Source organism: Nocardioides caeni (genome assembly GCF_004912195.1).
Taxonomy (GTDB): domain Bacteria; phylum Actinomycetota; class Actinomycetes; order Propionibacteriales; family Nocardioidaceae; genus Nocardioides; species Nocardioides caeni.
On sequence record NZ_STGW01000001.1, the window covers coordinates 192511 to 215306 of the forward strand.

Annotated in this window: 19 protein-coding genes; 10 read left to right on the top strand and 9 right to left on the bottom strand. The window is 70.5% G+C overall.

Annotated features, from left to right (window positions below; genetic code table 11):
- Nucleotides 1-2: 2 nt before the first annotated feature.
- Nucleotides 3-1241 (top strand): CpaE/TadZ family protein, encoded by a 1239-nt coding sequence (locus E9934_RS00990; RefSeq protein WP_136560964.1) that lies wholly within the window; start codon nt 3-5, stop codon nt 1239-1241.
- Here E9934_RS00990 and E9934_RS00995 read toward each other — a convergent pair.
- Nucleotides 1231-2622 (bottom strand): hypothetical protein, encoded by a 1392-nt coding sequence (locus tag E9934_RS00995; RefSeq protein ID WP_136560965.1) that lies wholly within the window; start codon nt 2620-2622, stop codon nt 1231-1233. The two genes, E9934_RS00990 and E9934_RS00995, sit on opposite strands and share 11 nt — an antisense overlap.
- On the bottom strand, nt 2619-2981 hold the full coding sequence (locus E9934_RS01000) for a hypothetical protein (RefSeq protein WP_136560966.1): 363 nt from the start codon (nt 2979-2981) through the stop codon (nt 2619-2621). Before E9934_RS01000 ends, E9934_RS00995 begins: the two co-directional genes overlap by 4 nt.
- 142 nt (nt 2982-3123) lie before the next feature.
- On the opposite strand from E9934_RS01000, the gene E9934_RS01005 reads away from it, so the two are divergent.
- Together E9934_RS01005 and E9934_RS19440 are read left to right on the top strand one after the other, a co-directional pair.
- Nucleotides 3124-4644 (top strand): WS/DGAT/MGAT family O-acyltransferase, encoded by a 1521-nt coding sequence (locus E9934_RS01005; RefSeq protein WP_136560967.1) that lies wholly within the window; start codon nt 3124-3126, stop codon nt 4642-4644.
- On the top strand, nt 4641-4799 hold the full coding sequence (locus E9934_RS19440) for a hypothetical protein (protein ID WP_158294881.1): 159 nt from the start codon (nt 4641-4643) through the stop codon (nt 4797-4799). The genes E9934_RS01005 and E9934_RS19440 overlap by 4 nt, the downstream gene beginning before the upstream one ends.
- Here E9934_RS19440 and E9934_RS01010 read toward each other — a convergent pair whose 3' ends face one another.
- Together E9934_RS01010 and E9934_RS01015 are read right to left on the bottom strand one after the other, a co-directional pair.
- Nucleotides 4800-5285, bottom strand: coding sequence for a DUF2505 domain-containing protein (locus E9934_RS01010; RefSeq protein ID WP_136560968.1), 486 nt, complete (start codon nt 5283-5285; stop codon nt 4800-4802).
- 1 nt (nt 5286) lies between these two features.
- Nucleotides 5287-5769, bottom strand: a complete 483-nt coding sequence (locus tag E9934_RS01015; RefSeq protein ID WP_136560969.1) for a DUF2505 domain-containing protein — start codon at nt 5767-5769, stop codon at nt 5287-5289.
- A 69-nt stretch (nt 5770-5838) separates the two neighbouring features.
- Here E9934_RS01015 and E9934_RS20525 point away from each other — a divergent pair, with 69 nt between their 5' ends.
- The 5 genes from E9934_RS20525 (at nt 5839) to E9934_RS01035 (ending at nt 14851) form a co-directional block, all read left to right on the top strand.
- Nucleotides 5839-6840, top strand: a complete 1002-nt coding sequence (locus tag E9934_RS20525) for a hypothetical protein (RefSeq protein WP_338036657.1) — start codon at nt 5839-5841, stop codon at nt 6838-6840.
- The gene (locus tag E9934_RS01020; protein WP_338036658.1) at nt 6837-10817 is read left to right on the top strand and encodes an NAD-glutamate dehydrogenase; all 3981 of its coding nucleotides are present in this window, start codon (nt 6837-6839) and stop codon (nt 10815-10817) included. Before E9934_RS20525 ends, E9934_RS01020 begins: the two co-directional genes overlap by 4 nt.
- Complete coding sequence (locus E9934_RS01025) at nt 10814-11716, top strand: ABC transporter ATP-binding protein (protein WP_136560970.1); 903 nt, start codon at nt 10814-10816, stop codon at nt 11714-11716. The genes E9934_RS01020 and E9934_RS01025 overlap by 4 nt, the downstream gene beginning before the upstream one ends.
- The gene (locus E9934_RS01030; RefSeq protein WP_136560971.1) at nt 11713-12786 is read left to right on the top strand and encodes an ABC transporter permease; all 1074 of its coding nucleotides are present in this window, start codon (nt 11713-11715) and stop codon (nt 12784-12786) included. Before E9934_RS01025 ends, E9934_RS01030 begins: the two co-directional genes overlap by 4 nt.
- A gap of 70 nt (nt 12787-12856) precedes the next feature.
- Nucleotides 12857-14851: a cation:proton antiporter gene (locus tag E9934_RS01035; protein WP_158294882.1), complete on the top strand. Its 1995-nt coding sequence runs from the start codon at nt 12857-12859 to the stop codon at nt 14849-14851.
- A gap of 13 nt (nt 14852-14864) precedes the next feature.
- Here E9934_RS01035 and E9934_RS01040 read toward each other — a convergent pair whose 3' ends face one another.
- The 3 genes from E9934_RS01040 to E9934_RS01050 are packed head-to-tail and all read right to left on the bottom strand — an operon-like array spanning nt 14865 to nt 18332.
- Entirely contained in the window at nt 14865-16202 is a 1338-nt protein-coding gene (locus E9934_RS01040; protein WP_136560973.1) for an FHA domain-containing protein, read from the bottom strand.
- 2 nt (nt 16203-16204) lie between these two features.
- Nucleotides 16205-16660, bottom strand: a complete 456-nt coding sequence (locus tag E9934_RS01045; protein ID WP_136560974.1) for a hypothetical protein — start codon at nt 16658-16660, stop codon at nt 16205-16207.
- 55 nt (nt 16661-16715) lie between these two features.
- On the bottom strand, nt 16716-18332 hold the full coding sequence (locus tag E9934_RS01050; protein WP_202977143.1) for an FAD/NAD(P)-binding protein: 1617 nt from the start codon (nt 18330-18332) through the stop codon (nt 16716-16718).
- Nucleotides 18333-18595: 263 nt separating this feature from the next.
- Here E9934_RS01050 and E9934_RS01055 point away from each other — a divergent pair, with 263 nt between their 5' ends.
- Nucleotides 18596-19390 carry a protein kinase domain-containing protein gene (locus E9934_RS01055; RefSeq protein ID WP_136560975.1) on the top strand — a complete coding sequence of 265 codons (795 nt, stop codon included), beginning with the start codon at nt 18596-18598 and terminating at the stop codon, nt 19388-19390.
- A gap of 7 nt (nt 19391-19397) precedes the next feature.
- On the top strand, nt 19398-20957 hold the full coding sequence (locus tag E9934_RS01060; protein ID WP_136560976.1) for a hypothetical protein: 1560 nt from the start codon (nt 19398-19400) through the stop codon (nt 20955-20957).
- Nucleotides 20958-20987: 30 nt separating this feature from the next.
- On the opposite strand, the gene E9934_RS01065 is transcribed toward E9934_RS01060, so the two are convergent.
- A complete protein-coding gene (locus E9934_RS01065) occupies nt 20988-22055 on the bottom strand; it encodes a protein phosphatase 2C domain-containing protein (protein WP_136560977.1) in 1068 nt (355 codons plus the stop codon).
- Nucleotides 22052-22753, bottom strand: a complete 702-nt coding sequence (locus E9934_RS01070; protein WP_136560978.1) for a vWA domain-containing protein — start codon at nt 22751-22753, stop codon at nt 22052-22054. The genes E9934_RS01065 and E9934_RS01070 overlap by 4 nt, the downstream gene beginning before the upstream one ends.
- Nucleotides 22754-22796: the final 43 nt, after the last annotated feature.

Genomic DNA, 22796 nt, shown 5'->3' on the forward strand with positions numbered 1-22796 from the left:
CGATGATCGTCACGCTCCTCGTCTCGACCGGCGCCGCATGGGAGCCGGCCGCGCTCGCCTCGCTCGCCGCACACCCCGGGGTCGTCGTCCTCAAGCGGTGCGTGGACCTCGCCGACCTCCGCGCCAGCGCCAGCACCGGGCAGGCCGATGTCGCCGTCGTCGGCGCCGACCTGACGGGTCTGGACCGCTCGGTCGTCGACCAGCTCCTCGCCCACGGGGTCCGACCGGTGGGCGTCACCACCGATCCCGAGCAGACCCGTGCTCGTGCCGGGCGGGTCGGGCTGGTCACCCTCGTCGACGCCGACCAGGTCGGCGGTCTCGGCGCGCTCGTCGCCGACCTGCCCGCGGACCCGACGCAGCCGGGTGGGGGCCCTCCGGGCGCCGGTGCAGTGCCCCGTCTGCCGTCCGCAGCCGACCCGACGGTGGCGTCGCCGGGCGAGGGCGGTGGTCGGGTGTTGGCGGTCTGGGGCGCCGCCGGAGCGCCGGGCCGTACGACGCTCGCCACCGGCCTGGCCGGGGAGCTCGCGCGCCGGGGACTGGGCACGCTGCTCGTCGACGCCGATCCGCACGGCGGCGCGGTCGCTCAGCAGCTCGGTGTCCTCGACGAGGTGTCGGGCCTGCTGGCGGCGGCGCGCCTGGTCGCCTCCGGCACGCTGGAGGAGCGGTTCGCCACCACGCAGCGCCGGCTCTCGGACCGCCTGCGGGTGTTGACGGGCCTGCCTCGGCCGGACCGGTGGGTCGAGCTGCGACCGGGGGTGTTGACGGAGCTGGTCGAGGCGGCGCGGTCACAGGGTCAGGTCGTCCTCGACACCGGATTCAGTCTCGAGGGCGATGCCGGTGCCGATGTCGGGCGTCCCGGGCGCAACGACCTGACCCGCGAGGCGGTCGAGGTCGCGGACGAGGTGCTGCTGGTCGGGGGAGCCGACCCCGTCGGCCTGGCCCGACTGGCGCGGGCCGTCACGGAGCTCCACGAGTTCCGCCCGGATCCGCCGCTGCGGGTCGTCGTCAACCGGATGCGGCCGACCCTGGGCTGGCGCGAGCCGGACGTGGTGGCGATGCTCGCCGGCTTCGGCGCCGTCCGGTCGGTGCACTTCCTGCCCGACGACCAGCCGGCCGTGGACCGTGCCCTGGTCTCCGGGCGGCTGCTCGTCGAGACGGGTGAATCCGCGCTCAGCCGTGCGATCGGTGCCCTGCTGGACGCGATGGTCGCGCCGAGCCCGCCGGCTCCGTCTAGGCGCTGAACAGCAGGTAGAGCCCGCCGGCGGTGAAGCCGACCATGACGACGAGCAGCGGCAGCTGACCGGTGATCTGGTCCCGCTCCGGGAGCAGCGTCAGCGCGCGGTCGTGCGCGGCGACGGCGGCCACCACGTGCCCGATGACGACTGCGAGCACCTTGACGGTGGCCAGCACCGAGGGGTTGTAGGAGAACCAGTAGCTCGGCTCGACGGCAGCCGTGCCGAACAGGTCCCAGCCCTTGCCGAGCGGATCGCTGATCCGGGCCAGCGTCAGCGTGCCCATGTCGAGGAAGAGCGTCAGGTAGTGCGCCACGAAGTAGCCGAGCACGATGGGCAGGATCGAGTGGGCGTAGCGGCGGGGCAGCTCGGAGCGAGGTGTCCCGCTGCTGGAGCGGGTGAGCGCACAGGCCACGGTGAACAGCACGCCGGCCGTGAGGCAGAACAGCGGCAGCGCGAGGTTGTCGAGGGTGAACTTGGTCATGCTCGCGCCCTGGTAGTACTTCACCCACCAGGTCGACTCCCGGAAGGAGTCGAAGCCCGTGCTCCCGAAGAGGATCGCGACCACGGCGACCAGCCCCGGCCGCGGCTCGACGGTCGCGAGGTTGGCCAGTGGGCTGCGCACCAGCAGGGCGCCGGGGCTGGCCGGCACGTCGTCGATGGTGGGGTCCTTGGTCAGGGACACCCCGGTGGCGGGGGCCGCGTCGGCCCGCGCCCACGGCGACAGCTTCGCGATCAGCGACGAGAACACCTCGAACGGGTCGGCGAGCTCATAGAAGCGGTTGCCGAAGATCGAGCCGCCGACGAGCATCACGCCGACGTAGAGCGCGCACCACAGCCGCACCGAGCCGAGCTCGGTGGGGTACTTGTAGACGAGCTCGAACCACACGAACGCATAGAGACCCAGCGCCGCGGGCCAGTAGCCCAGCCACGCCGGGTAGCGGACCAGGCCGGTCTCGGGGTCGCTGCCGGCGATCCGGGCCAGGAGCTCGTTGATGGTGCGCACCGGGCTGATCGCCCGCCAGACCGGCCCGAGGATCGCCGAGGCGAAGACGAGACCGACCCACCACCAGACGAAGAAGATGCCGAAGAACGGGTTGGTCAGCGACTCCTTGCCCGCGATGGCGGTGAACGCCGTGAACAGGGCGAACGCCATCCCGAGGACGCGCAGGGCGATCGCGAACGTGGGGGATGCGGTGACCCGGTCGAGGAGGGCCGGTGCCGGACGGCCGGGATGGTCGCCGCCGTCGTACCGCGGACGCCGCCAGGCGACAACCAGCACCGTGAAGGACACGACGAGTGCCGCCACGGCGCCGGACATGGCGAGCTCCAACGAGATCGGCAGGTCCTTCTGGCCACCGAGACCGTGGGCGAGGGGCGTGCCGCTCACCGGATCTCGAGCGTCACGATGATCTGGGCTGGGTCGGTCTCGTGGGACTCGACCTCGATGACCCCCGCCCGGTCGAACTCGATCGCGAAGGTCTGGGTGCCGGCCTCGTAGGCGAACTCCTGCTCGGGATCGGAGTGCACGTGGATCGATCCGGCGCGGTCGGCGGTCACGACGATGTCGATCGCCTGGCCGCGCTGCGCCTCGACGCGGTCACCGCTGGGGGAGATGGAGCCGTCCTCGTCGGTGATGTTCACCACCACCGTCTCGTCCGAGTCGGGCGTGTCCTCGCCACAGGCCGTCGTCATGGTCAGCAGTGCCGTCGCCACCAGGGCGCTGCCGGTCAGGCGCAGCCGTTGCATCGATCCTCCTCGTCGGGTTCGCGGGAGTGGACCGGATGGGTCCTCCGCGCGTTTCTCTGCCAGAATCTCACGGTGCCCCCAAGGCGACCGGATGGGGCGGGTCGTCCCACTGCAGGGGCCGTCGCAGAGGCTGGAGAGAGACGTGGTTGATCGGGTGCGGCCGCGCGACCTGATGTTCCTCGAGGACGAGTCGCCGGAGACACCGCTGCACAACGCCACCATCGAGATCTTCGATCCCGGTGAGGGCGAGGATGCGCTCGACCACGCGGCCCTGCTGAACCTCATCCGCGACCGGATCGCCTTCGTCCCGCGCTACCGCCAGCGCCTGCAGGCGGTGCCCGGCCACCTCGCCGCACCGCTGTGGGTCGACGACGAGAACTTCGACCTCGCCTTCCACGTGCGCCGCTCCGCGCTGCCGCGCCCGGGCACGGCCGCCCAGCTGCGGGAGCTGGTTGCCCGCATCGTGTCCCGGCCGCTCGACCGCAGCAGGCCGCTGTGGGAGATCTACTTCGTCGAGGGTCTCGAGGGCGGCCGCGTCGCGCTGCTCACCAAGACCCACCAGGCGCTGGTCGACGGCGTGCACACCGTCGACCTCGGCCAGTTGCTGCTCGACCTGCAGCCCGAGACGCGCGAGCTGGAGCCCGACGACTGGGCCCCCAGGCGGACCCCCAACCCTGCTCGGCTGCTGGCCGACGCCGTCCGCGGCAACCTCACCGACCCCGGAGAGCTCCTCGACACGGTGCGGACGGGGTCGCGCGCGTTCGCGCGTGAGGCCGATCGCCGCACCGGCCGGGCCCGCTCGTTCGCCCGCGCCGCGACCGGCCGACGCCCCCGCACCAAGGGCGTGATCAACGGACCGCTGTCCCAGCAGCGCCGCGTCGTGACGGTCGAGACCTGCCTGGCCGACTACCGCCGCGTCCGCGAGGCCCACGGCGGCACGATCAACGACGTCATCCTCGCGACGCTGACCGGCGCGCTCCGCGCCTGGCTGATGACGCGGGCGGAGTCGATGGGCGGGCTGCGCCAGGTCCGCGCACTCGTGCCGGTGTCGGTCATCGACGAGGAGCTGGAAGCCACGTCGCTCGGCTCCCAGATTGCCGCCCACTTCGTCGACCTCCCGATCGGCGAGCCGAGCCCGGCCGTCCGGCTGCACCAGGTCTCCTACTCGTTCCAGGCGCACAAGGACACCGGGCGCAGCGTCGCGGCCAACCGGCTCGCCGGCATCGCCGGCTTCGCGCCGACCACCTTCCACGCCATCGGCTCGCGGGTGGCGTCCGACGAGCTGCGGCGCGGCTACCAGCTCTCGGTCACCAACGTGCCCGGACCGCAGGCACCGCTCTATGCCGCCGGCGCCCGGATGCTCGCCAGCTATCCCGTGCCGCCGCTGACGGCCGGCCACCCGCTGGCGATCGGCGTGACGTCGTACGACGGCGGCGTGTTCTACGGCATCACGGCCGACCGCGACTGGATCCCCGACGCCGAGCTGTTCGGCACCTGCATCGGGGAAGCACTCGACGAGCTCCTCGAGATCTCCGCCGAGGGCCGCGACCGTGCCCCTCGGGGCCGGCGCGCGACGAAGGGTTCGGTGACCGGGAAGGTCGTTGCCAAGGCGACGCAGCGGTCGGCGCGCAAGTCGCCGCCGCGTCCGGGACCGAAGGCGTGACCCCGCTCCATCTCGGGGCGCTTCATCCCGTCGAGCAGGCGGCGACGATGGTGCTCGCCTTCGGGCCGTTCGTCGTGCTCGGCATCGTGATCGCCCTGCGCAAGCGGGCCGAGACCCGCTCCGGGAGCAGCCCGGAGCGGAACGACGGCGAGTAGTCAGTCCGCCGCGAGCCACTCCTTGCCGGTGCGCTCCTCGGCGCGCAGGGCGCTGCCGAGCAGCTTGGCCAACAACTGCTCGATCTTGCCGGCGACCAGTGGGATCTTGACGGTGATCTCGAGCTCGACGGTCTCCGTCGTGACGCCGTCCGCCTCGACGAGAGTCGCGGTGCCCCGCATCTCGCCCGGCTTGCCGGGGATGCCCACCAGCACGGTGGCGTTGGTCGGGCTCGACCACGTCTCGGTCTGCACGATCGTGGTCGTCGCACCGACGATCTTCTGGGCGAAGGCCGGCACACGGTCCGTCGGCTGGTCCATCTCGATGCGGACCGCCTTCGCATCCACGTTGCCCTCGATCTCGACCGCGAAGCGGGTGGCGCGCTGGTTGCGGCACACCTGCTCGCGGAAGGTCGGGTCGGACAGCATGGCGGCGACCTCGATCGCCGGCGCGTCGTAGGTCATGGTGTGCACCAGTCGGGTGGGCATGTCAGCGTTCTCCGTTGAGCCAGGCGACCCCGACGGTGTGCTCGACCGTCAGTCCCGCGTCGATGTTGTCCGCCATGAGCTTCTCCAGCTTGCCCGCGATGAGCGGCACCTTCACGGTGACCTCGAGCTCCTGGACATAGCGGGTGCCGCCGCCGTCGGCCACGACGGTGACGGTCCCGCTCGCCCGGGTCGGCTTGCCGGGCGCGGTGATCTCGATCGACGCCGAGGTCGGTCCCGACCACTCCTCGCGCACGAGAGCGCGGGTGGTGTCACCGGCGATCTTCTTGGCGATGGCCGGGAGACCGGCGGTGTTCTGCACCTGGTCGATCAGGATGCTGGCCCCTGCGCCCTTCGGCGTGACAGTCACGTCCATCGACACCACGTCCTGAGCGGCACCGACCTTCTCCCGGAAGGAGGGATCGGCGAGCATCGCGAACACGTCGGCCGGGGCAGCGTCGTACCTCAGCTCACGGCGGTAGTCCATGGTGACATCATGTCGCACGAACTCGCGGATGGCGGTTGCCACCCCATGTCGAAGCGCTAGTGTCGTGGCGTGTCAACGACGACGCTCCAGCCCGCGACCCCCGGTGCCGACAGGGACCGGATCTTCGAGCAGGCCGCGGCTGCGGCCGGCCCCGCCAAGGGAAGCGGGGGGCCACCGCGGGCGGACCTGCCAGCGCTCCTGCGGGCCTACTATCGCCACGTCTCGACGGACGACCTCGCGATCCGCAGCGACGTCGACGTCTACGGCGCCTTCGCTGCGCATCATCATCTCGCCCTCGAGCGACCGCCGGGGACGGGCCGGGTGCGCGTCTACACGCCAACCGTCGCCGAGCACGGCTGGTCGGCGGCCGGACACTCGGTCGTGCAGATCGTCGTCGAGGACATGCCCTTCCTCGTCGACTCCATCACGATGGTGTTGTCCCGTCTGCTGCACGACGTGCGCACGGTCGTCCACCCCACGTTCGACGTACGACGGGACGCGGCCGGCCACCTCGAGTCCGCCGCGCCCGTGGCGGCGGGATCGATCGAGGCGCCCGACGGAGCCGTCCGCGAGTCGTGGATGCACCTCGAGGTCGGTCGCCTCGGCGATGACGACGAGGCCGAGCGCGTCGCCGCCGAGTGCCATCGCGTGCTCGGTGACGTCCGTGCTGCCGTGGAGGACTGGTCGCGGATGCACGAGCAGGTCGCCGACATCGTCGCCGGCACGAGCTCGGCGCCGCCGCCGTTGGAGCCGGCCGAGGTCCGGCGCGCCGCCGAGCTGCTGACCTGGCTGGCTGACGAGCACTTCACCTTCCTCGGCTATCGCGAGTACGTCCTCGATCGCGCGCCGATCGAGGGCGGGACGGGCGAGGAGGATGTGCTGCGTGCCGTTCCGGGCACGGGGCTGGGCATCCTGCGCGAGGCGCCCGGCGAGGCCGACTCCTCGGTGGCCTTCGGACGCCTGCCGGAGGCGGTGCGTGCCAAGGCGCGGGAGAAGACGCTGCTGGTGCTGGCAAAGGCCAATTCGCGTTCGACCGTCCATCGCCCGCCTATCTCGACTACGTCAGCGTGAAGACCTTCGGTCCCGACGGTGAGGTCGTGGGGGAGCGGCGCTTCCTCGGGTTGCTCTCCAGCGCCGCCTACACGGAGTCGGTGCAGCACATCCCGCTGCTGCGCGACAAGGTCGCCGAGGTGATCGCCCGCAGTGGGCTCGACGCCCGCAGCCACGACGGGGCCGCGCTCCTCGACACCCTCGAGACCTATCCGCGCGACGAGCTGTTCCACACGCCGGTCGAGGAGCTGACCCCGATCGTCGAGGCGGCGATGCAGGCGCGCGAGCGCCGGGCGGTGCGGATGTTCATCCGCCGCGACACCTATGCCCGCTACCTGTCCGTGCTGGTCTATCTCCCGCGCGACCGCTACAACACCAGCGTCCGGCACAAGTTCGTGCGCATCCTGGTCGACCAGATCGGTCGAGGGCGGATCACCGCGGACGACATCGAGTTCAACGTCAGCATCAACGAGTCGATGACTGCGCGGGTGCACTTCGTCGTCCACCTGCCGAAGGGCGAGCTGGTCCCGGACGACATCGACACCTCGGACCTGGAGCGACGACTGGTCGAGGCGTCCCGGTCGTGGCAGGAGGACTTCCTCCAGGCCGTCATCGCCGAATACGGCGAGGAGGCGGGCTCGTTGCTCGGACGTCGCTACGTCGACGCCTTCCCCGAGGCCTACAAGGAGGACTTCGGCCCGCGCACCGCGGCGGTCGACCTCGCCCGCATCGAGGGCATCGAGGGCGAGCAGGGTCTGGACCAGTCGCTCTACTCCGAGGTCGACGCCGACGACGGCGAGGCTCGTCTGAAGGTCTTCCGCATCGGGGAGCCGCTCTCCTTGAGCGGGGTCCTCCCGATGTTGTCCTCGATGGGGGTCGAGGTCGTCGACGAGCGGCCCTACATGCTGGCCGGCGTGCCGCGGCGCACGCACATCTACGACTTCGGCCTGCGCTACGGCGGTGCCCTGCCCGACCACGCCCGCGATCTCTTCGCCGACGCGCTGCGCGCGATGTGGGACGGGCAGACCGAGATCGACGGGTTCAACCGCCTCGTCCTGCGCGCGCGGCTGACCTGGCGGCAGGCCCTGCTGCTGCGCGCCTACGCCAAGTACATGAAGCAGGGCAACAGTCCGTTTGCCATCGACTCCATCGAGCAGGCGCTGGTCGACAACGTCGACCTGGCCCGGCTGCTGGTCGGGCTGTTCGAGGCGCGCTTCGACCCGGACCTCGATCATGACCGCGAAGCTCGGCGGACCGACCTCGTCGGACGGATCAAGGCTGCGCTGGACGACGTCGTCAGCCTCGACCACGACCGCATCCTCCGGGCCTACCTCACCCACATCGAGGCGACCCTGCGCACCAACTACTTCCAGGTCGGTGGAGCATCGGGCACGGCCGCCCACGAGGTGAAGGACTACCTCTCGCTCAAGCTCGAGCCGTCCGCGATCCCCGACCTCCCCGAGCCGCGCCCGAAGTTCGAGATCTTCGTCTACTCGCCGCGGGTGGAGGGGGTGCACCTCCGGTTCGGCTCGGTCGCTCGAGGCGGCCTGCGATGGTCGGACCGCCGCGACGACTTCCGCACCGAGATCCTCGGCCTGGTCAAGGCCCAGATGGTCAAGAACACCGTGATCGTGCCGGTCGGGGCCAAGGGCGGCTTCTACGCCAAGCAGCTGCCGGACGCGAGCGATCGCGAGGCCTGGCTGGCGGAGGGCGTGGCCTGCTACAAGACCTTCATCCGTGGGCTGCTGGACGTGACCGACAACCTCGTCGCCGGTGAGACGGTGCCCCCCGAGCGAGTGGTCCGGCACGACGGCGACGACTCCTACCTGGTGGTGGCCGCCGACAAGGGCACGGCGACCTTCTCCGACATCGCCAACGGGGTCGCGGGTGACTACGGCTTCTGGCTGGGCGATGCCTTCGCCAGCGGCGGCTCGGTGGGCTACGACCACAAGGCGATGGGCATCACCGCCAAGGGTGCCTGGGTCTCGGTCCGGCGACACTTCCGCGAGATGGGCATCGACTGCCAGGCCGAGGACATCACGGTCGTCGGCATCGGCGACATGTCGGGCGACGTCTTCGGCAACGGCATGCTCTGCTCGGAGCACATCCGACTGGTGGCGGCCTTCGACCACCGCGACATCTTCATCGACCCGGAGCCGGACGCCGCGACGTCGTACGCCGAGCGACGTCGTCTCTTCGACCTGCCGCGTTCGAGCTGGCAGGACTACGACACCGCGTTGATCTCCGAGGGTGGCGGCGTCTTCCCGCGCAGCGCCAAGTCGATCCCCGTCAACGCCCACATCCGCGCCTCCCTCGGCATCGCCGGGCACGTCGAGCAGATGACACCGGCCGAGCTGATGAAGGCGATCCTGCTCGCCCCCGCAGACCTGCTGTGGAACGGCGGCATCGGCACCTACGTGAAGGCGGCGACCGAGACCAACGCCGATGCCGGGGACAAGGCGAACGACGCGATCCGCGTCAACGGCGGTCAGCTGCGGGTGCGGTGCGTCGGCGAGGGCGGAAACCTCGGCTTCACCCAGCGTGGACGGATCGAGTACGCCGACCCCGTCAACGGTGCCGGCGGCCGCATCAACACCGACTTCATCGACAACTCGGCGGGCGTGGACACCTCCGACCACGAGGTGAACCTCAAGATCCTGCTCGACCAGATCGTTCGTGACGGTGACCTGACGGGCAAGCAGCGCAACGAGCTCCTCGCGTCGATGACCGACGAGGTCGCGGACCTGGTGCTGCGGGACAACTATGACCAGAACCTCGCGCTGGCCAATGCGGCCCGCAACGCACCGTCGCTGCTTCACGTGCACGAGCAGTGGATGCGTCATCTCGAGCGCGAGGGCCTGCTGGACCGCGAGCTCGAGGCGCTGCCGGCGACCCGAGAGGTCCAGCGCCGACTCGAGTCGCAGGGAGCGCTGACGATGCCCGAGCTGGCGGTGCTGATGGCCTACACCAAGATCGTTCTGGCCGACGAGCTCCTGGCCACCGACCTGCCGGAGGATCCCTACCTCACGCTGGATCTCGTGTCGTACTTCCCGACGCCGGTCCAGGAGCGGTTCCGCCAGCAGGTCGCGGCCCATCCGCTGCGGCGCGAGATCATCGTCACCCAGGTCGTCAACGACCTGGTCAACGGCGCCGGCATGACCTACTGGCCGCGGCTCGCGGGGGAGACTGGCGCCAGCCCGGCTGAGCTGACCCGGGCCAACTTCGTCGCTCGCGAGATCTTCGGATCGCTGGCACTGCGCAAGGAGCTGGAGCAGTACGACAACCAGCTCGACGCCGCGGTCCAGACACGGATGCGGGTCGAGATGCGCACCCTGGTCGAGCGGGCGTCGCGATGGCTGGTGACCAACCGGCGGGCGCCGCTGGACAGCCACGGCACGGTCGAGATGTTCGCAGAGCCGGTGCAGTCGACGATGCTCGAGCTGCCCGAACTCCTCAGCGGCTCCGAGCTGCACGCCTACGAGGCGCGCCGGCGCACGTTCGAGGGCCAGGGGGTGCCGGAGGACCTCGCGGCGAGGGTGGCGACCTACGACGTGGCCTACTCGTTGCTCAACGTGGTCGAGATCGCCACACGCCTGGAGCTCCCGCCAGCCGACGTCGCGCGGGTGCACTTCGCCCTCGGCGAAAGGCTCGGACTGTCCGCGCTGCACCAACAGATCGTGGACCTGCCCCGGGCCGACCAGTGGCAGACGATGGCGCGCGCCGCCCTGCGTGACGACCTGCACGGCGTCCACGCCCAGCTGACCGCGCAGGTCTTCGCGGCGACGGTGGACTCCCCGCCAGCGGAGGACCAGACGGCCGATGTCTCGGGCGAGGAGGCGATGACCGCCGCCGAGCGACGGGTCGCGGACTGGGAGTCCGAGGCCGGCGGCGACGTGGGTCAGGCGATGACGGCCCTCGCCGCCGTGTGTCGCGAGGAGCCCGCCGACATCGCGAAGGTGTCGGTGGGTCTGCGCGTGGTGCGTGGCCTGCTGTCGTGACGGCCATCCTGGCGCGGGGGCTGATCAAGACCTATGGCGACCTGACAGCGGTCGATCACGTCGATCTCGAGGTCGGCGAGGGAGAGTTCGTCGGGGTGCTCGGCCCCAACGGTGCGGGCAAGACGACGCTGCTGGAGATGATCGAGGGGCTGCGTCGCCCCGACGGTGGTGAGGTGCGGGTCCTCGGCGAGGCGGTGTGGCCTCGCAATGGCGGGCTGCAGGCACGGATCGGCGTCCAGCTCCAGGCCTCGTCGTTCTTCGAGCGGCTCACGGTCCGTGAGCAGATCCACACCTTCGCCAGTCTCTACGGCGTCGGCAGGGCGCCCGCCGACGAGTGGCTCGAACGGGTCGGACTGGTCGACAAGATCTCGACCCGGGTCGAGGACCTCTCGGGAGGCCAGGCCCAGCGACTCTCGATCGCCTGCGCGCTCGTCCATGATCCCGAGCTCGTGTTCCTCGACGAGCCGACCTCAGCGCTCGACCCGCAGGCGCGGCGCAACCTGTGGGACCTGCTGTCGTCGATCAACGATGCGGGACGGACCGTGGTCCTGACGACCCACCACATGGACGAGGCCGAGGCGCTGTGCGACCGCGTCGCGGTGATGGATCGCGGCCGGGTGCTGGTGCTCGACACCCCGGCCTCGCTGGTCCGTGGGTTGGACGCGCCCGCACGCATCACCGTGGCGCCGGGAGTGCTGGACCATGCCGCAGCGCTGGAGCTCCCGGGTGTCGCCGAGGTGGAGCACGACGACCTGGACGGGATCGTTTTGGTGACACGTGACCCGTCGACCGTCCTCGCCGAACTCGCCACCTCGCGCCGTCTGGACGGTGTGCGGGTCCAGACCGGCACGCTGGAGGACGTCTTCCTCTCCCTGACCGGACGGGAGTATCGCGCATGAGCTATCACCGCTCGGCGTTCTGGGCGCTGTCCGTCGCGATCCTTCGGGGCTTCCTGCGGGACAAGGCCTCCGTCTTCTTCGCCGTGATCTTCCCGCTGATGTTCCTGGTGCTCTTCGGCGGCCTGTTCTCCAGCCAGGACCAGTCGAAGGTCGACCTGGTGCAGGTGGGGGACGTCGCGCTCGTCGATGAGCTGCCCGACGGGGCTCGGGAGGCCTTCGAGGACACCTTCGAGGTCACCAGGTCCGACGACCTGGCCGCCGCGATCGAAGAGGTTCGCAAGGGCGATGCCGACGTGGTGCTCGAGCAGCGCGGCGACGAGCTGATCGCCCACTACACGCAGACCGAACAGGTGAAGGCCGCCATCACCCAGGGCACTCTCCGGGCGCTGGTCGACGGCACCAACGTGGCGCTGAGCGGCGAGCCGCCCCGCTTCTCCCTGTCCAGCGCCGCCGTCGAGGACGACTCGCTCACCACGATCCAGTTCGTCACCCCGGGCCTCCTGGGTTGGGCGATCGCGATGAGTGCGGCATTCGGTGCAGCCGCGACCCTCCAGGGTTGGCGACAGTCCAAGCTTCTGCGCCGGCTCCAGCTCGCCCCGGTCGGCACCGGCACGGTGGTCGCGGCGCGCATCGCCGTGACCCTCACGATCGCGCTGGTCCAGCTCGCCGTCTTCGTCGGCCTCGCAGCGGCGGCGTTCGGCCTGCAGCTCACCGGCTCGTGGTGGATGTCGCTCCCCCTGGTGGTTGTCGGCACCCTGTGCTTCATGGCCGTCGGGCTCTTCGCGGGAGCCGTGGCCAAGACGGTGGAGGGTGCGGTCAACCTCGCCAACTTCCTGGTCCTGCCCATGGCCTTCCTCAGCGGCTCCTTCTTCCCGCTGGACGGCGCGCCCACCTGGCTGCAGCGGTTCTCGGACCTCCTTCCCCTCAAGCACCTCAACGAGGGGATGCTGGACGTGATGGTGCGGGGGCAGGGGCCGGGCAGCGCCGTCGTCCCGCTGCTGATCCTCGCCGCCTTCGCCGTCGTCATCACGGCGCTGGCGGCGAAGCTGTTCCGTTGGGACACCACCTGACCGATTGGTCCTCACCCCTGACGGGCAACCAATAGGCTCAGCCCAGTCGGCCGTCGAGAGAGGTGCGCCTGTGTACGACATCACCGTGATCCTGGCCCAGTTGGCCCTGATCATCGTCGTGGCCCGTCTGGCTGGTCTGGCAGCCGGTCGGGTGGGGATCCCGCCCGTCGTCGGCGAGATCATCGCCGGCGTGCTGCTCGGCCCGAGCCTGCTCGGAGCCGATCTGAGCGAGCAGCTCTTCCCGCTCGACACCCAGCCTTACCTGCAGCTGCTGGCGAGCATCGGGCTGGTCCTCTTCATGTTCGTCGTCGGGCTCGAGCTCGACGTGTCGCTGGTGAAGGGGCGGGGCCGGGTGGCTGCCTCGGTCTCGATCGCATCGATCCTGCTGCCCTTCACCATGGGCTTCTTCCTGGCGCTGGCGCTCAAGGACCTGCGGTTCGCGGGCGCCGACGTGGTGCCCTTCGCCCTCTTCATCGGCGCAGCGATGTCGATCACGGCGTTCCCCGTGCTCGCCCGGATCCTGACCGACCGCCGGATGCACCGCACCGAGACCGGCGGCCTCGCGCTGGCCTGCGCCGCGACCGACGACGTCCTGGCCTGGACCATGCTGGCGGTCGTGATCGGTGTCGCCGGAGGCGAGGGTCACGGCCATGGGCCGGACTGGATCATCTACCTCGCGATCCCGTTCGCGCTGGTGGCGATCTTCGTCGTGCGCCCGGTGCTGACCCGACTGACATCGATGTACCGGAAGGCCGGGGAGCTGACTCCCTCGATCCTCTCGATCGTGCTCGTCGGCATCCTGCTGTTCTCCGCAGCCACCGAGTACCTCGGGGTGCACTTCATCTTCGGCGCCTTCCTCTTCGGTGCCATCCTTCCGCATGAGGACGCAGCGCAGCTGCGCCACGAGATCCTCGTGCGGCTCGAGCAGATATCGGTCCTCCTGCTGCTGCCGGTGTTCTTCCTGGTCGCCGGGCTGGGAGTCGACATCCGTGGCCTGAGTGGGGAGAACTTCCTGCAGCTGGTCGCGATCCTCGCGGTGGCCATCGTCGGCAAGTACGTCGGCGCCTACCTGGGTGCGCGCTCGGCCGGAGTGCCGCACTGGCAGGCCAACTCACTGGGCATCCTGATGAACACCCGGGGTCTCACTGAGATCGTCATCCTCACCGTCGGCAAGGAGCTCCACCTGCTGAGCGACGAGTTGTTCACGATGATGGTGGTGATGGCCCTGGTCACGACCATCATGACCGGGCCCTTGCTGAACCTCGCCTATCCCCGGCGTCGTGTGGCCCGCGACATCGCCGAGGCGGAGCGGGCGGCACTCGGCGAGGAGGCGGTCGATCGGGTCCTCGTGCTCGCTCGGGACGGGCACGACAACCAGGTGCTCCTCGACGTGGCCGCCGCAGCCCTGGCTGGCGCGCGACCGGCGGAGATCGTCGTCGCTGAGATCACCTTGCAGGGACGTGCGCTGGAGGTCGGCAGCGGCATGTCGCTCGACCTGGCCGAGATGGCCGAGGCCATGGGCCGACAGCAGGTCCTGGTCCGCCGCGGTGAGGAGATCGGCATCCCGGTCCGCGTGATCGCCCACCCGAGCGGTGACGTCGAAGGCGACCTCCTGGAGTTGGTCGACGTCCTGCAGCCCCAGGGACTGGTCGTGTGGTCGGACGACCCGGCCGAGGAGGCCGTGCGGGCAGCGAACGAGTCCCCGGTCGTCATCGTGGCCGCTGGAGCGGCGGCGCCGGACGTCGATGCCCGGGTCGTGGCGCACTGGACGGGGGACGGCAACGGTGACGCCGCGGTGCTGCTGGGTGCCCGCCTGGCGGTGGCCCGAGGTGTGTCGCTCGAGGTCCGCGGTGATGGCCGACGGCCGGCCGGTGTGCGCTCCCAGCTGCAGGAGCGCGGCATCCCGCTGCTGGACGGGACGCCCGAGGACGGACCGCTCGCGGCGCCGCCGATCGAGGTCGCGGGACTCAGCGGCGCTGCCGTCATCCGGGTCCGCGCCGAGCTCGACGCCGCACCCGTCGACTTCGCCGCTGTGGAGCTGGGGGCGACGACCGCACGGGGCTGATTCCAGGCTGAGCTCAGCTGCTGGCGCCGGCGTGCGTGTTGAACGCCAGCGTGCGGTGGCCGATGCGTACCCGTGTGCCCTGGACCAGGACCTGCTCGGTGCCGGGCGGCATCCGCACCCAGTCAGGCGTCTTCGGCACGTGCACGAAGGTCCCGTTGGTCGAGTTGTTGTCGATCAGCACGACGTCCCAGCCACGCATCTCCAGCCGGGCGTGGACCCGTGAGACCTGGTTGGACTGGTCGATGATCGGGAGCGGCCGGAACTCACCGGAGGTGATCCGGGAGTCCGCGCCCGGGTCGCGGCCCAGCAGGTAGGCCGTGTCGAGCTGGAAGACTGACCCGTCGTCGAGCACGATGACGCCGAGCGGAGGTCGCACGCCGCTGACGAGGACCGGCGTCTGCTGCACCATGTTGATGCCGCAGATGCCGCAGAACAGCACTCGCGGGTCGTTGAAGTGCCGGTTCTTGCAGTAGACGCCTCGGACCATCTCCTGCGCCGCGTCGTCCATGACCTGCTCGGCGTGCTCGACGATCGGGAGGGGCTCGAAGTCGTCGATGTCGTCGTCCACGTCGGACATCAGCACCGACTGGAAGCTGACGTGCTCGTCGGCCACTGGGGGAGGCAGGGGGCGTCCGGACGGGACGGGCGGGGGCGCGTCGTGCACGTGCCCGTCGTCGTGGGCGTGTGCCGCGGCTTCGGGGATGTCGGCGACGACCTCCGGCGCAGGCGGCGCCGGAGGGACGGGGGTCGCTGGCACCGCCATCTCGTCCGTCGACCCGCTGCTGTCGTCGATCATGGCGTCACCGGACATGGCCTCTGCCATGGCCGGTTCGGCCGTGTCGGGCGCCATGGTCGGTGCCTTCATCAGTGGGCTGTTCGCGGGCACCGTGAAGGACCCCGCGGGCACGACACCGCCGTCGAGGCGATAGGGCGAGTCGTCGGTCGGCGCTGCGGTGAGGGGCAGCGTGACGGTCACCGAGGAGACGGGCCATGGGATCAGGCGCTCCACCCAGGCGAGCGAGTCGGCTCCCGAGATCTGCTCGCCGTCGACCGTCACCGTCACGTCACCGTCGACGAACACGGCGAGACCGGTCGAGTGCGGAGCGAGCGCGGCGAAGCCCGGTGACTGGTCGACGGCCGTGGACAGCATCAGCGCGTAGCCGCGCACCAGCTGGCGGCCCTGACCCCCGTTGGCGGCCACCATCTGGGCGTGCTCGAGATACGGCTTGACCGCCGTGGGGTCGGTGGATCCGACGAGGAGGGCGACCGGGCCGACCCGGGCGAGAGTGCCCTCGCCGGGGCCGGGCACCACGGTGGCTCGGGACCAGTCGTCTGCAGAGGTGAGGGGCATGGTCACACGATCCTTCCACCGAAGAAGCGCCAGCGGATGAAGGGCACGCGCATCGGGCCGTTGGTCCAGACCCAGATCACGAACCAGATCACGGAGAAGTCGATGAAGAAGGCCCAGAACGGGACGGAGTCCTCCTCGATGCCGGGAACGGCGCCGATGTCGACGAGCAGCCAGACCAGCGCCGCCTCGTTGACGATCGTGATCAGGCCGAACATCGTCGGCCAGTCCTTCTCCCAGCGGAACTGCTGGATGCCGTGGTAGATCAGCTCCCACACGATGCCCAGCACGAGCGTGGTCAGCAGGATCAGGTACGTGGCCTGGTAGCTGTCGCCGTCGAAACCGAGGTCCACGTCGTCGTTGCCCGGGAGCAGCGGGGTGATGAGAAAGGTGATGACGCCGCCGAAGACGACGAGCATGAAGATCCTGGTCTGGATCCGGCCGTTGAGGGTGGGCAACATCAGCAGTCTCCCGGGGCGGTCGGTCGGGTGGGGGCGTGCAGCGGGGGAGCGGCGGTCACGGCGCGCTCCCGGCCAGCCACTTCCACCACTGGGTCGTCGACCGGACGGGACCGAGCCGTTTGCAGAAGCCGCGTTTGGCGAGGTCGCCGTAGATCTCCTGGGCCGCCACCTGGAGGCCGAGGAAGGTGTCGACACCGGGGAAGTAGCCGCCGAGGGTCGTGGCACCGGAGGCATACATCGCGCCGGTGCCCGACGTGGTGCCGATCAGCTCGAAGTTGCGGTCGACGTTGAGCCGGCCGACCGGGTTGCGGCTCGCACCACCGTGCTCGAGCAGATCCTTGAGCAGCCGGTGCTCGGCGATGTCCGCCTCCAGTCCGGTGCAGTCGATGACGAAGTCGACCTCGACCGGTACGACGCCCTGCGCGGTCCGGATCTGGTTGACGATCCGCTCGCCGTTGGGCTGCATGTCGTCGACGGTGCCGACGACGCAGTTGTACCAACCCTCGCGACGGCCCTGGTTCATCTGGCGCTGCCAGCTCTTGCGCCACGGCGTGTTGGTGCCGCCCATCCGCTTGTAGAGCTCGGCGCGCTGCTCGCCCTCCAGCTGACGCACCTGGGCCTTGAGCTGACCGCCCCACACCGACTTGGGGTAGTTGAAGCCCTGGTACGCCCAGCCGTTGCCGCCACGTCGCCGCATGAACACCCGCGTCCTGCCGCCACCGGGGCGCGGGTCGGCCTCGTTGCCGTAGCCGTCGTTGGTGCCGGTGATGTAGGTGCGGAAGAGGTGCACGATGTTGGTCTGCGCGCCGAACTTCTCGCGGTCGTCCATCAGGCGTTGGAGGATGCGGGACGCGACGATGCCGCCGCCGCGCACCAGCACCGTGCTGGGGTGCTGGACCAGACGCTCATAGACGTGCTCGTGGGCCTCGTAGGCGTTGACGATGTGCCGGTAGTCGTTGTTCTCGGTCCGGTAGCGCTGCAGCTCGGGCAGGAACTTCAGGCCGGGATAGCCCACGGCCACGTGGACGTACTGTGATCGGAACGCGACGCGTTTGGTCGCCGAGGCTCCCTCGGGCGGCGTCAGGATCGTGAAGTAGCCACCGCCGTAGCGGCGTCGCACGATCCGGACGAGGCCCTTGACCAGCCTCTCGTCGTAGCCGATCCGCTTGGCCTCGCGCTCGAGCTGCTCGAAGACGTTGCCGGCCTTCGGTGTGTAGTAGTCGGCGAAGATCGGCTCGCTGAAGAGCCCCCACAGCACCTTCGGGTCGAGCTTTCGCACGCCCTCGGCGAAGCCGTAGGACGGGAAGCCCCAGATGTTGTCGGGTCGCGACGCCGAGTCCGAGCGGATCCGCTCGGGCCGGGGCACCTGGGAGACCCGGGTCAGGTACTCGTAGGTCTGCCACGCGAAGTCCAGCGTGCTCAGCACCCGCATCTGCGAGGTCGGCACGCCGGCGATCCGGAGATAGTCGAGCGTCACGAAGCTGCCGATGCCGCCGCCGATCGTCACGAACGGGATGTCGACGATCGGGATGCCGGCCGCTGCCACCATCTCGTCGGTCCAGAAGTCCGACTGGAGCAGCTGGTCGTTGAGATCACCCGTGATCTGCTGTGCCGGCAGGTACGTCGACGGGTCGGTGGTGGGCACCACCGATGCTGCGGAGGGATCGATCAAGGTGCCTCTCCTCGGTCGCTCGGGGCGTCGGAACGCTACACCCGCTACCCGATGTGCGTTTCAGTGAATCCTTGCACCATCCCGGTCCTGATTGGGAGGGTTTCACCGGACCTGTCTGGTGCCGTTCGCCAGGCCGTGGATCGGTGGATCGACGCCAGGCGGTCACGGTCGCGGTCCGGCGGTGTTTCCGGGTGTGGAGTCCGTCCGCCCGTGACATGCTGGTCCCCGGCCGGGTGTCGGCACCGACAGTCACGGAGGATCGAGTGCAGGGAATCGCTGATTACGAGTTCGTCCGCCCCCTGGGCGAGTCGAACTACGGCACGAACTACCTGTCGAAGGCCCCGTCGCGCCTGGGTGTCCCCGCTGCCGAGGTCGTGGTCAAGGTGATCGCCGGACCGACCTCCGACGACGCGTTCCGCCGTGCGACGCGCGAGCTCAAGCACTTCAGCGTCGCCGACTCCGACCGCCTCGTCGCCGTCTATGACGCCGGACGCCACGGCGGCGCGTTCTACTACGCGATGGAGTTCCTGCCGCTGGGCTCGCTCGAGAAGCCGAACGTCGAGATCGACACCAGCGCCCGGGTCGCGGCCGTGCGCGACGCGGCCCTGGCCGCGCACGCGCTGCACGAGCGGGGCATCGCACACCGTGACATCAAGCCCGCCAACATCCTGCTGGCCGAGGACGGCGGGCGGCTCGCGGACCTCGGCCTGTCCCAGCTGCTGTCCCCGGGGATGGTGACCACGGGTCTGGGGCAGATCGGCCTGGAGTTCACCGACCCGGCGATCATGCTCGGCGCGCAGGCCTCGCGCGCCAGCGACATCTGGTCGTTGGGGGCGTCCCTGCACTTCGCGATCAGCGGCAAGGGCGTCTACGGCGAGCTGCGCGGCACCGAGCCGCTGTTGCTGGTCCGTTCGATCCTCGGGTCCCAGCCCACCCTGGCCGACGACCTGCCTCCCGCCGCGCGGGAGCTGATCGAGGCGTGCCTGTCGACCGACGTCGGAGCGCGCCCGCGCACCGCGGCCGAGGTGGCAGAGCGCGCCTCGGCCCTCGGCATCTGAGGCCCCCGTGGAGCTGCACGACGCCCTGCGCGAGCTGGTGACGGCGCACGGACCCGGCATGATGCAGGACTCAGCCGGCTTCCGCGGTGTCCTCGACGACGTGCTCGAGGAGGACCAGGCGACCACGGGTGAGATCAACCTGCTCGTCGACGCGGTTCGGTTCGACGTCCTCACCAGCCTGGACGACCTGTTGTCGGGTGGAGCCACCCCGGACCGCGCCGTCGAGGAGACGGGTGCCCGTCTCGCCCGCGAACGCGGGGGAGACGACCGGGTCTCGGCGAGCTGGGCCGCCGCGGTGCTGGGCTTCGCCGTCGGGAAGGTGCCGGAGGCGGTCGTCCTTCGCTACCGGTCCCAGCGCGCGCCGGGCACGCATCGTCCGCCGCCGACCACCGCGCCGCCGGTGCAGTCGCCCCCACCGTCCTGGCCGCCGGTCCAGCAGCCACTGGTGCAGCAGCCACCGATGCAGTCGCCACCCACCTCGTGGCCGCAGGTGCCGCAGCAGGGCGTCACCACGGCCCCGCCGGGCGTCGGCATCCCGGGGGCGCCCTACTCCTCGGTCCCGTCCCGCGGCTTTCCGCCGCCGAGGAAGCGGTCGGTGGCGGTGTGGGTCGCCGCGGCCGTTGCCGTCGTCGTCGTGATCGCCGGAGCCATCGTCGCTGTCGTCCTCATCGCCGGCGGTGGTGACGACCCCAGCGCCGACGACGACGGGGACAAGGCCTCACCGAGCGCCACCGAGGCGACGGTCGACGTCGAGCCCGACGCGATCGACGAGCGGTACGACGCCCTGGCGGCCGGCATCAGCACCGGTGCGGGGGAGTGCGAGGCGGGCACGCCCACGTCGGGACAGTCCGAGGTCGTCGACTGCACCCTCGACGCTGCCACCCTTCAGCTCGTCACCTGGTCGGACGAAGCGGCCTTCACCAACGCGCGCGAGACCCGGCTCGACTACCGAGCCGGCACCATCACCCAGGTCGAGGACGCATCCGCTCTCTACACGTTCGACCCGGAGCCCGCGGGCAGCAACGACGCCGCCCTCGTCTACTGGGACAGCACCGCGGCCCTCCAGTCCGCGACGATCCGGGGCGAGGGAGGCGCCGAGTTCGACACCGTGCGCGCGCTCTTCGACGACGCGTCGCCTCGCGTGAGCGTCCCGAGCGGGCCCGGCAACGAGAAGCTGCGCGAGTTCATCGGCATCAACATGGACATCGCCGGCTGCACCCGCAGCCACACCTACTTCGACGGCGAGTCGGAGGAGGACAACTGCACGGCGGATGTCGACGGCGTCGTCGTGAGCGTGGGCCGCTTCACCACCCGTGAGGGTCTCCGCAAGCAGCGGGCCTACTACAAGGGTGAGTACGACGCCGCCTCCACCCAGGGCGGTGGGGGCCCGTGGCGCTTCGGCGAGGGCAGGACGGAGGGTGCCTATTACGGCTACCTCAACGCCGAGGGAACGACCGCGACCGTCTACTGGGACTGGAACGAGGCGCAGTGCTTCTGCTACGGCATCGCATGGAGCTTCGACGGCAAGCTCAAGCTCGTCGAGGACTGGTGGCCCAGCGAGGAGTGACCCCGGCCTGATCTCTGCGCGCTGGGCGGCTCAGCCGGATCCGGGTGCCGGCGTCGGGACGGTGTCGGGTGCCGCGTCGAGATCGAACGGCTCCTCGTCCGTCGCCGACCACTCGTCGGGCGCGTCCGGCTGATCGGGCTGGGGCGCGCGCGGGGTCGTGTCCGGCGTGGGGATCGTGTCGGCGAGGTCGGGGCGCGAGATCCCCGTGACGTCGGAGCGGATGAGCAGCGCCATGGTGGTGTCGTCGCCGCCGACGCGGGCGGGCTCGGCCAGCCAGTCCGGCAACTGCTCCTTGACCCAGGTCAGCCCGCGCTGGCGGCTGAAGTCCAGCAGTTGCTGGCCGGTCTCGCGCCACCAGCCGTCGGCGTCGACCCGCGGCCGGCTGAAGCCGTCGGAGCACAGGAAGGCGAGGGCCACCCTGTCGCCGCGGGCGTCCAGTGCGGCGACGCGGAGTGCCGCGACCGGGTCGGCCTGGCACAGGGACGTGGTGTGCAGTCCGTCGAGGTCGGGATCCTCCGGCAGGGGACGCGCGGCCTCGCCGTCGGAGGAGACCACCACGGAGTCACCGTCGCCGATCTGCAGGAAGACCATGAGGTCGCCGACGGCGGCGGTCGCCAGGATCGTGGCGCCGTAGGCGCGGAGCCGGTCGTCGGCCGCGCCGGACTCCACCTCGGTGGCCGAGTAGGGATGGGCCGCCAGGTGGTGGCCGACCTTCTCGGTCCACGTGGCGACGAGGGCGCTTCCCGTTTCGCGCAGCAGGGCGTGCACCGCCTGGACGCGTGCCTCGTCGGTGGCCACCTCGCCGGTGCCGGCACCGGGGGCGAGGTCGGCCAGGCGGGGCAGTGTCCGCCGCAGCTCCTCGACGGCGCTGATCACGGCGAGAGCCGCGCCCGTGTCGCTGCGGAAGTGCAGCTTGTGACCATGGCCGTCCGCGACGGCCATCACGGCACGCCCCGTGGACGGATCGGTCCAGGTCAGCACGGCATCCTGAAGTGGGAGCTCGTCACGGACGTGGACCGACCCGATCGTCGACGCCGACAGCGCCGTCCACGTCGCGGGCGTCCGCCCGGGCCGATCGCCCGGTGGGCGGGTGGTCATGCCAGGGAGCTCCAGATCGGGTCACCGATCGGGCTCGGGGGCGCCGCGTTGAGACCGGTGGCCGGACCGACGACCGGTCGGGACGCGACCTTGCTGGCGGCCTTCGAGGCCCAGACGATGTATTCGACGAGCTGCTCCGGGTTGTCCGCTCGGAGCAGGGGCACGTCCTCGTCGCCGATGAAGCGGCGCAGGGAGTGCATGTCGGCGTCCCGGCCGACGCCGAGGGCGAGCCGCACGGCGGTCGCTCCCCACCGGTTGTTGAGCAGCGACTGAAGTCCCTCGGAGAACGTGACTCCACTGCTCTGCGTGGGGCGGCCGTCGGAGACCAGGATGATCGCCGGCGGGAAGGCGCTGCTGCTCTCGTCGAGGTGGTCGAGCGCCCCGGCGAGTGTCTGCAGCGCGCTGCCGAGCTCGGTGAAGCCGCGCGGGACCGCCTCCAGACGGGTCCAGTGGACCTGATCGACGGGAGTCGGCTCCTCGATGATCCAGGCGGGGTCGTTGGCGAAGGCGAGCACTCGGATCAGCAGCTCGGCGTGCGGATTGGCGCGTGCCTCGTCCTTCAGGTGTGGCAGGACCTCGGTGATCGCGTTGTTGAGGGCCTGGATGCGGCCCCCGCGCATCATCGATCCGGAGACGTCCAGGACGAAGATGAAGTGCAGTGGCTTGCGGGCGAGTGCGCCGCCGAGGCGATCACTCATCTCAGCCCTCCTTGCGATGGTGCGGGGGAAGCGGTGGTTGCGG

Excerpts from the sequence above, each read along its gene's own strand:
- E9934_RS00990 (WP_136560964.1), top strand. The coding sequence starts at position 3 with ATGATCGTCACGCTCCTCGTCTCGACCGGCGCCGCATGGGAGCCGGCC.
- E9934_RS01000 (WP_136560966.1), bottom strand. The coding sequence starts at position 2,981 with ATGCAACGGCTGCGCCTGACCGGCAGCGCCCTGGTGGCGACGGCACTG.
- E9934_RS01010 (WP_136560968.1), bottom strand. The coding sequence starts at position 5,285 with ATGCCCACCCGACTGGTGCACACCATGACCTACGACGCGCCGGCGATC.
- E9934_RS01015 (WP_136560969.1), bottom strand. The coding sequence starts at position 5,769 with ATGGACTACCGCCGTGAGCTGAGGTACGACGCTGCCCCGGCCGACGTG.
- E9934_RS01030 (WP_136560971.1), top strand. The coding sequence starts at position 11,713 with ATGAGCTATCACCGCTCGGCGTTCTGGGCGCTGTCCGTCGCGATCCTT.
- E9934_RS01040 (WP_136560973.1), bottom strand. The coding sequence starts at position 16,202 with ATGCCCCTCACCTCTGCAGACGACTGGTCCCGAGCCACCGTGGTGCCC.
- E9934_RS01045 (WP_136560974.1), bottom strand. The coding sequence starts at position 16,660 with ATGTTGCCCACCCTCAACGGCCGGATCCAGACCAGGATCTTCATGCTC.
- E9934_RS01065 (WP_136560977.1), bottom strand. The coding sequence starts at position 22,055 with ATGACCACCCGCCCACCGGGCGATCGGCCCGGGCGGACGCCCGCGACG.
- E9934_RS01070 (WP_136560978.1), bottom strand. The coding sequence starts at position 22,753 with ATGAGTGATCGCCTCGGCGGCGCACTCGCCCGCAAGCCACTGCACTTC.